At 64.0% G+C, this 8,848-nt stretch carries 9 protein-coding genes and 1 pseudogene; 2 read left to right on the top strand and 8 right to left on the bottom strand.

Features of this window, described 5'->3' with window-relative positions:
• Positions 1–117 precede the first annotated feature (117 nt).
• The 7 genes from G8E10_RS25640 to G8E10_RS25610 are packed head-to-tail and all read right to left on the bottom strand — an operon-like array spanning position 118 to position 7,105.
• Positions 118–1,074 carry a LysR family transcriptional regulator gene (locus G8E10_RS25640; protein WP_165910689.1) on the bottom strand — a complete coding sequence of 319 codons (957 nt, stop codon included), beginning with the start codon at positions 1,072–1,074 and terminating at the stop codon, positions 118–120.
• A 37-nt stretch (positions 1,075–1,111) separates the two neighbouring features.
• Complete coding sequence (locus tag G8E10_RS25635) at positions 1,112–1,708, bottom strand: NAD(P)H-dependent oxidoreductase (protein WP_110801268.1); 597 nt, start codon at positions 1,706–1,708, stop codon at positions 1,112–1,114.
• 3 nt (positions 1,709–1,711) lie between these two features.
• Positions 1,712–3,115, bottom strand: a complete 1,404-nt coding sequence (locus tag G8E10_RS25630; RefSeq protein WP_425530882.1) for an FAD-binding oxidoreductase — start codon at positions 3,113–3,115, stop codon at positions 1,712–1,714.
• Positions 3,109–4,401: a cytosine deaminase gene (locus tag G8E10_RS25625; RefSeq protein WP_110801270.1), complete on the bottom strand. Its 1,293-nt coding sequence runs from the start codon at positions 4,399–4,401 to the stop codon at positions 3,109–3,111. The genes G8E10_RS25630 and G8E10_RS25625 overlap by 7 nt, the downstream gene beginning before the upstream one ends.
• A gap of 5 nt (positions 4,402–4,406) precedes the next feature.
• The gene (locus tag G8E10_RS25620; protein WP_245420111.1) at positions 4,407–5,240 is read right to left on the bottom strand and encodes an ABC transporter permease; all 834 of its coding nucleotides are present in this window, start codon (positions 5,238–5,240) and stop codon (positions 4,407–4,409) included.
• A 1-nt stretch (position 5,241) separates the two neighbouring features.
• Positions 5,242–6,096 carry an ABC transporter ATP-binding protein gene (locus tag G8E10_RS25615; RefSeq protein ID WP_110801272.1) on the bottom strand — a complete coding sequence of 285 codons (855 nt, stop codon included), beginning with the start codon at positions 6,094–6,096 and terminating at the stop codon, positions 5,242–5,244.
• Positions 6,097–6,100: 4 nt separating this feature from the next.
• Complete coding sequence (locus G8E10_RS25610) at positions 6,101–7,105, bottom strand: ABC transporter substrate-binding protein (protein WP_110801273.1); 1,005 nt, start codon at positions 7,103–7,105, stop codon at positions 6,101–6,103.
• A gap of 188 nt (positions 7,106–7,293) precedes the next feature.
• On the opposite strand from G8E10_RS25610, the gene G8E10_RS25605 reads away from it, so the two are divergent.
• Together G8E10_RS25605 and G8E10_RS25600 are read left to right on the top strand one after the other, a co-directional pair.
• A complete protein-coding gene (locus tag G8E10_RS25605) occupies positions 7,294–7,701 on the top strand; it encodes a Rid family hydrolase (protein ID WP_110801469.1) in 408 nt (135 codons plus the stop codon).
• Complete coding sequence (locus G8E10_RS25600; protein WP_110801274.1) at positions 7,698–8,495, top strand: creatininase family protein; 798 nt, start codon at positions 7,698–7,700, stop codon at positions 8,493–8,495. Before G8E10_RS25605 ends, G8E10_RS25600 begins: the two co-directional genes overlap by 4 nt.
• A 115-nt stretch (positions 8,496–8,610) precedes the next feature.
• On the opposite strand, the pseudogene G8E10_RS25595 reads toward G8E10_RS25600, so the two are convergent.
• A pseudogene (locus G8E10_RS25595) lies at positions 8,611–8,848 on the bottom strand (hypothetical protein); the annotation flags it as partial.

Below are 8,848 nucleotides of genomic sequence, written 5' to 3'. Positions count from 1 at the left end.
CCCCGGGCCTCGGACGGACGCGCGCCCGTGCGTCGAGGCGAACATTAAATTCCGCGCTTTAACAGGGGGTAAACATATTCCCCTGTCCCCAGATTCCGCGACATGAGCCTCGTACTTCTAAACGAGCATGTCGCGGACGAGGCGGCGGAGCCAGGCGTTGAAGGTCGAGTGATGCGCCCGCTCGTGCCAGAACAGGAAGACGGGCATGGCGCCGAATTCCTCGGGCGCATCCACCACGGCGATATCCGACAGCGCGGCAAAATGATCCGCGAACGGCTTTGACGTCGTGAAGACGAGATCGCTGCCGGCGAGCACCATGGGTACCAGCGCATATTCCGAGAGGCTGGCGCGGATGCGACGCTGCAGGCCAAGTTCGGCAAGGTGTCCGTCGATGGGGCTGACGGACGCGCCGTGCGGTGGGTTCGGCGACAGGTGCTCGAGATCGAGGTAATCGTCCATGGATATCGCAGACGCACCGGCGAGCGGATGACGTCGGTCGAGCATGCAGACGGTCCGGCACTCGGTGATGGTCTCTCCGCGCAGGTTGCGCGAGGCGGGCTGGCGATGGGCGAGCACCAGATCGACCTCGCCGGCCTCCAGCAGTTGCTGAAGCGCCGCCATGCTCGGCATGGGCAGCATTTCCAGCATCATATGCGGCGCGACCTGCCGCAGATGCCGGATAAGCCGGGGAACGAGGAAGGGGCCGAAACTCGTCGCCGCGACGATCCGCACCCGCCTCTGCGACGTCGCCGGATCGAAATCCGCCTCGCGTCCGGCAAGATGGTCGATGTCGTCGAGGATCCGATCGACCAGCGTGACGAGGTCCTGCGCCCGCGGCGTTGGCGCAAGGCCGGTGCCACTGCGCACCAGAAGCGGATCGCCGGTCATGGCCCGAAACCGGCGCAAGGTCAGGCTGACGGCCGGCTGGCTCAAACCATGGATCGCCGCCGTGCGCGAAACGCTGCTTTCCGACAGCAGGGTCTTCAGCACGCGAAGCTGACGGATGTCGAGTTCGCCGCGGGTGCGCTCGCCGACCTCCAGCGCGTCGGTCGCCGTTTTGATGCCGCCTGCCAAGCTGTCTCCTCCTCCGGCACGTCCTGCCTCGAAAAATCTAGAACGATGCCATCGCCTTTGCCACCTTCGCCTTGAAAGCTTCAAGTTCGGCCGGACCGTTGCCGTTCATATTATAGAGCGCGAGATAGCGCACCGGCCTTTTCGGGCGGAAGATCGCCCACAACACGCGGCGGGCAATTTTGCGCGGCGGATCGCCGACGAGCATGGCGCGAAAGCGCGGGCCGCCATAGGTGGTGATGACGGCGACCGATTTGACGTTGTGGAGGATGCGGACGAGCTTGCCCTTGTCGCCGGCCGACATGGTGAACGCCACGCCGGGAACGAACACGCGGTCGAAGAAGCCTTTCAGGATCGCCGGCAGGCCGAAATTCCACACCGGGTGCACGAGCACCACGGCATCCGCCGCCCGGATGCGCGCCACATAGGGCGCGATGTCAGTGGTGATGTTGACGGCTTCGTCATGGTAGTTCAGCCGCTCCTCGCGTGAGAGAACCGCGTCGAAGCCGTCATCATAGAGCGAGAGCAGATCGACCTCGTGCCCCCGCGCCTCCAGCGCCTGCCGGGCGACATCCCGCAATTGCGCGCTGTAGCTGGTTTCGACCGGATGGGCGTGGATGAGAAGGACGCGCGCCATGGCTCAGGCCGCATCCACGCTTTGCAGCCCGGCAAAGACCCAACTGCGCTTCTGGTTGAAGTCGTAATCCGGGTTTTCCCAGGCGACCATCTTGCCTGGGTTCAGCAATCCCTTCGGATCGGCCTCGCCCTTGAAGGCGAGCTGGCCAGCGTCGGTCTGCTTCATGCCGCCCTCCTCCAGCGTGTAGCGATGCGGATTGAAGACGAGGCAGCCATTGTTCTCGTGAATGGCGATGATCTCCTCCAGCCGCTCTTCGCTGGTGAAGCGGACGATCGGCAGGCCGGAAAAGACGATGCGCCCGTCGAAGCGGATCATTTCCAGATGTAGCGGCATCTCGTCGCCAAGCAACTCGTGGATGCGGCGGACATGCTCGAAATCCGGATACTGCGTCTGCAGATAGGTGATCGACGGATCGACCTTCAGGCCCCGCATCGTCGTATGGTTCCAGCAAAGCTCGTAGACCGGCGGAAACTGGCGTTTTTCCTCGGGCGGCACCGTATCCGACCGGAAGACAAGGTCGCCCTTGTGGTGCGCGGTGAGCAGCGCCAATGCGTCCATGGCGTGGGGTGCGGCGATAACGACGACGAGCGAAGTATCGCGTTCAAAGAAGCGGCGGTAGTGCGGGAAGTAATCGTGCGCCACGGGTGAGGCGACCACCGCGATCTCCTTGGAGAGAATGCCGTCCTGACGCGCCAGCGCCTCGGCAAACCGGGTGGCGGCCATCACGTCGGGGAAGCCGACGAGGCTGTCGATCCAGTCATAGGCGGCCGTCAGCGGCAGGGTGACATCGGTGATGATGCCGTTGGTGCCGTAGGCATGCGCGACCTTGAGGATGTCGGCGCCCTCGATCTTCAGCACGCGCGGCACTGCCTCGCAGGTGACGACCGTCAGGCCGAGAATGTTGCCAAGCGCCCGCAGACCGCCCCAGCGGATGGACCCGACACCGCCGGACCCGCCGGCAACGAAGCCGCCAACGGTGGCGGTGCGGTAGGTGGAGGGAAAGAACCGGATCTCGCTGCCATGCGCCACGCGCGTCTGCTGGTCGATCTTCTCGAGGATGACCCCGGTTTCCGCTTTCACATGGACGGGGCTCGTCTCGATGATGCGGTTCATCTCGGCAAGGTTGAGCACGACGCCGCCGGCCAACGGCATGGCCTGTCCGTAATTTCCGGTGCCCGCGCCGCGCGGGGTGATGGCGATGCCGTGGCGGTGGGCTGCGGCGAGAACCTCGACGACCTCGCCTTCGGATTTCGGGCTGACGATGAGATCGGCCGTGACGTGATCGAGCTGGCGCTTGAGGACCGGCGAATACCAGTAGAAATCGCGGCTCTTCTTCTGCACCAGCTTCGGATTGTCTTCGACCGCGATGGAGCCGATGTCGTTGCGGAAAGCGTCGAGCGTCATGATGTCACTCCGAGAAGGGTGTCGAGGTCGCGATAGTCGGGAAGTTTGGCCGAAATGACCTTGCCAGCGCGGATGACCGTGCGGTCGGACTGGGGCCGCGAGAAGAGTTCGCCGGGCGTGCGGGCCCGCACCACGACGAGGTCGGCCGGCGCGCCCGCCTCCAGCGTCGCGCCATAGGCAAAGCCGCCGGTTGCCGCCGGGACAGCGGCGACCGCGGAGAACCAGTCGGCAAGCTTCTCCTCCGGGTGGTCCAGATGGCCGATGCGCACGCTTTCGCGCAGCACTTCCAGCATGTCGAGGTCGCCATAAGCGTAGAATGGATCGCGCGTATTGTCGGAGGCGAGCGACACCGCGACGCCGGCCGCCTTCAGTTCGCGCAGCAGCGTCACCCCGCGCCAGCGCGGCGTCTCCTCCGGTCGACGGTCCTGAAGGTAGAGATTGCACATGGGCAGCGATACCACCGCGATGCCGGCCTCCGCCACGCGGTCGATGGTCGCCTTTGCATCCTCGTGGGCGAGGATCGCAAGCGAGCAGCAATGTCCCGCCAGCACGCGGCCGGAGAAACCGGTCTCGATCACGCGATCAGCCAGCAGCGACAGGCTGCGCGAAGCGGTATCGCCGCTTTCGTCGATATGGAGGTCGAGGTCGAGACCATGGCGGCCGGCAGCGTCCACGAGGTTGGCGATCGCTTCCCCGGCCCGGTCGAAGACGGAAATCGCACCGCCTAGAGATCCGCCAGTTGTCTTGACCGTGCGGGCCAGCTCTTCGACCAACGCCTTGTCGAGCGCATGATCCGGCCCGCAGAGCGCGGTTGCCTGGAGCTCGATGCGTCCGGCCCACTCCTCCCGCTTCCGCGCGAAGACCGGCCAGGAAATCCCGTTTTGCGGCGGCGCGGAATCGAGATGCGTCCGGATAGCCGCGGTGCCGTGCGCATAGGCGCAGCGCAGGGCGAACTCCATGCGCGCCTCGACGTCGCCAGCGTTCCAGTTCGCCACGCGATCGGCTGATACCGCGTTGAGCGCGCCCATGAAGGAACCGTCCGGATTGGGCCTGCGCGGCGTGATGTGGCCCTTGTCGAGATGGGTATGCAGATCGACGAAGGCGGGAAGGACGATGCCGTCGTCGGCCTCCAGCACTGTCTCGCCGTCCGCAGGCACGAGCGTGCCGGATGGGGCGATGGTGTCGATCACGCCATCCAAGAGGCGAATATCGACGGCAGAAAATCCGGTTTTTCCGGGCACGCGGCCCTTCCGGATCAGATGTTTGGTGGAAGCTGTGTCATCCGTCATGTTCGTCAATTCTCCCGCGCGAGCGCGCTTTCGTGCCAGCGGCGCAGCGACAGCCAGGCGACGACCGATGTCAGGGCGAAGATGGCGACGCCGGTTGCCGAGAGGAGGACCAGCGCCGCGAACAGTCGGGGAATATTGAGGCGGTACTGCGCTTCCAGCAGCCGGAAGGCGAGGCCCGAACCGGCCCCGGCAGAGCCCGCCGCGAACTCCGCGACGACAGCCGCGATCAGCGACAGGCCACCGCCGATCTTCAGCCCGGTCATGAAATACGGCAGGGCGGCCGGCAGTTTCAGGAGGCGCAGTTGCTGCCAGCGGCTAGCGCCGTAGAGATCGTAAAGATTGAGAAGGTTGTGATCGACGCTCTTCAGGCCCTGCACCATATTGGACAGGATCGGGAAGAAGGCGACGAGGAAGGCGCAGATCATGATCGCCGCCTGCGTCGAGGAGACATAGACCAGTATCAGCGGCGCGATGGCGACGATCGGCGTGACCTGCAGGATGACGGCATAGGGGTAAAGCGCGAGCTCAACCCATTTCGACTGGACGAGCAGAACGGCCAGCACCGTGCCGCCGATGAGTGCGAGGATCAGCGCGGAAAATGTGATGCGCAGCGTGACGAGCAGGGCCGGATAGAGCGTGCCCCAGTCCTTGACCAGCGTCTGCGCGACGAGGCTTGGCGCTGGCAGAATGTAAGGCGGCACAGCGTTGACGCGGACATAGACCTCCCAGGCGAGCAGGGTCAGTCCCAGCATGATGGCGGGGACCGCCACCTTAAGCAGCCGGCTTCGGCCGAGGCCGGGTGTTTCATCGGAAGATGCGGAATCCAGAACCGCTTCCATATCAGGCTCCCTCGCCGGCTGGCGCATACATCGCGCTGACCAGCGCCTGCGACACCGATCGGCAGAGATCGCCATAGGTTTCGGACACGCGAAAACCCTCGTCCTTCTCGCGACCTTCCGGGCGCGGCAGCATCATATCCGCAACGACACGCCCGGGCCGCGCGCCCATGACGGCGATGCGGCTGGAGAGATAGGCGGCTTCGAAAACGGAATGCGTGACGAACACCACGGTCAGATCCTTCTCGCTCCAGAGACGCAGCACATCATCGTTCAGTTTCTGCCGGGTGATCTCGTCGAGCGCGCCGAAGGGCTCGTCCATCAGGAGGAGCTTCGGATCCGTCACGAGGGCCCGGGCGATCGACACCCGCATGCGCATGCCGCCGGAGAGTTCCCTTGGGTAAGCCTTGGCGAAATCCTTGAGGCCCACGGTTTCGAGCGCCGCCATCACCCGGTCGCGGGCCTCGCCCTTGCCCATGCCCTTGAGGCGAAGGGGCAGAAACGCATTGTCGAACACAGGCTTCCACGGCATCAGCGTCGGCTCCTGGAAGACGAAGCCGATATCGGCATCCGGCCGCCCGTCCCGCCCGATCCGCGAGGCCGGCCAGTCGACCATGCCCTGCGACGGGCGTCCGAGACCCGCGATGATCCGCAGCGCGGTCGACTTGCCGCAGCCGGACGGTCCGAGAAGACTGACGAACTCGCCCTTGCGGATGTCCATCGTCATGCGCGAAAGCGCGAGTGTGCCGTTGGAGAAGCGCTTGGTGACGTCGCGAAGCGACACCACGCTGCGGGGCGATGCGGCGACCGGTGCCGGTTCGGCGCCGTCCGGATTGCCGGAGGAAACGGCCTGCTTCATCGGATCAGGACTTCTTGAGGTCCATGCCCACCTTCTTGCATGTGAACTGCAGCGTGTAGGATTTCTTGATGTCGAGATCCTTCTTCACGACGTCGATCGCCGCCATCTTGTCGTAGAAGTCCTTGTAGTGCGCATCCGTCATACAGCCGATCCCGCCCTCCTTGGCGTCGCCGGATTCCAGAACGTCGAATTCCTTCATCTTGGCGAGCGAGAAGGCCAGTTGCTCGTCGGTCATCTCGGGATTGTCGGTCTTGATCAGGGCGTTTGCGGCCTTGTTGTCGGCATGCATGTAGTTATACCAGCCGATGGCCGTGGCATCGACGAAACGCTGTACGAGGTCCGGGTTCTTTTCCACCAGCGCCGTCTGGGTCTCGATCGTCGTGGAATAGGGATCGTAGCCGGCATCTGCGAGCAGGAAGACCTTCGGCTTGAAGCCGGCCTGACGCTCGATCTCGAAGGGTTCCGACGTGATGTAGCCCTGCTGGGCTGAGGCTTTGTCGGCGAGGAACGGGCCGGGGTTGAACTGGTAGGGCTTGAACTGCTCGTCCGAGAAACCCTTGAAGTTGGCCTTCATCCACGTGAAGTAGGTGGTGAAGCCCTCCTTGCCCATGAAGATCGTCTTGGCCTTGGCCAGATCCTCGAAGGTCTCGATACCGGCATCGGGGTGCGCGAGGATGCCCTGCGGATCCTTCTGGAAGATGGCGGCGACCGTCACGAGCGGAATGCCCTGCGCCACGGCATCGAACGACCCGAGCGTGCCGCCCATGTAGAAATCGATCTGGCCGGCGATCAGCAGATTGCGATTGGCCGCCTGCGGTCCGCCCTGCCGGATGGACACATCCAACCCGTATTTCGCATAAGTACCGTCGGCGATGGCTTGATAGTAGCCGCCGTGCTCGGCCTGGGCGAGCCAGTTCGTGCCGAATGTCACCTTATCGGCCGCGAGCGCCGGCGCGGCGGCGGAAAGGGCCAGGGAAAGAAGGAATGCAGAGACGGGCAAGTTCGGCATGGCGACAGGGTCCTTCTTGGGCCGGGAGCGGCGGAATAAGTTGAGCTGATGAAAGGTGTGGTAATCGGCTTTCTAGTGTGTACTGTATCAGCGGAATGCGATGATACTAAAAGAGGCATGCACAATTGCAAGGCATTTTTTCGGAAATCTCCACATCTTCATCCGCGCTGAAACCAGCGCATCGTCCCATCTCCGTCTCGGGCATCGCGCCGCCTTTGGCGGCCTACAGCCATGGGGTCGACGTCACTCCCGGCGCCCGGCTCGTCTTCTGCTCCGGGCAGTTGGGTCTTGGGGCCGACGACATCGTACCGCCGGACTGCGAAGGGCAGGCGGAGATCTGCTTTGCCAATATAAAGGCGATCCTGGCAGGTGCCGGCATGAGCCTTGCCCATGTCGTGCGGATCAACGCCTATGTGACCGGCCGCGAACACCTGGCGCCCTACATGCGCGTGCGCGACCGGCTGTTTGCAGAGCATCCCCCCGCCTCGACCCTGATGATCGTCAGCGGCTTCACACGTCCGGAATTCGTGGTGGAGATCGAGGTCGTTGCCGCTGCGGTCGAGACCCCATTGGCAGAAGAGGAACCGAGACCATGAGCGGGCAGCGCAAGGTATGGTGGGGCGATTTCGCGACCATGGATTTTCAGGATATCGACCCGATGGAGACGATAGCGCTCCTGCCGATCGCGGCAACGGAGCAGCACGGGCCCCATCTCGGCTGCGGTACGGATGCAACGATCGCGCGCGGCATGTTGAAGACGCTGATCCCTCTCCTGCCCGGAGATCTCGACCTGCGCATTCTGCCGATCCAGTCGGTTGGAAAATCGAACGAACATCTGCATGCGCCGGGCACGCTGACCATCCCGGCGACGGTGCTGATCGATCATTGGCTTGCCCTCGGGCAGTCGGTTGCCCGTGCGGGCATCCGCAAGCTAGTCATCGTCAATTCCCATGGCGGCAACGAGGAGGTCATGGGCATCGTCGCGCGCGAGCTCCGCGTGACCGCAAACATGCTGGTCGCAAAGACCTCCTGGTCGCGCTTCGGCAAGCCGGACGGTCTGTTCTCGGATGTAGAAAATCGCTTCGGCATTCATGGCGGCGATGCCGAGACGTCCCTGATCCTGCACTTCCGGCCGGAAGCCGTCGATATGGAAAAGGCCGAGGATTTTCCCTCGGTCGTCGCCGAGGACGAGGAGAATTTCGCGCTGCTGCGCGCCACCGGCACGCATGCTTATGCCTGGATCGCCAGCGACCTCAACCCCACTGGCGCGGTCGGCGAGGCGGCACAGGCGACGAAGGAGAAGGGTGAGGCTCTGGCCGCGCATCAGGCTCAAGGTCTGGTCACGCTTCTGAAGGATGTGCGGAAGGCGCCTTTGCCGGGCTCGCGATAATCTTGATGACGCCGGCCGTGGACGAACGTCCCTCTCTCCGAACGTAGAAACACCGGCGGGGATTGCTCCCAGCCGGTGTCGGTCTTCGTGTCAGGTCGATATTTTAACGCAGCAATTAGTTGCGTGCGATTCCGAGCTTGTCGATGGTCGACATCAAGAGATCAGCGCAGGCCTTTGCGGGCTCATCGTCGGCGCATTTCAGATCGATCTTTACGTCGTCCGTCTCGACGCGGTAATGCGCAGCCTTCGACGGCGGTGGCGGCGGGCGATGACCCTCGGGGCCGCGCGGCCCCTTATCGCCCTTCCTGGCCTCTTCCGGGCCACCCGGCGGGGGCGGCGGCGGGGTCATGGCG

The organism is Ferranicluibacter rubi (assembly GCF_011603255.1).
Taxonomy (GTDB): domain Bacteria; phylum Pseudomonadota; class Alphaproteobacteria; order Rhizobiales; family Rhizobiaceae; genus Ferranicluibacter; species Ferranicluibacter rubi.
The sequence above is the reverse complement of the archived record's forward strand: the minus strand, read 5'-3'. Positions and strand labels throughout refer to the sequence as shown.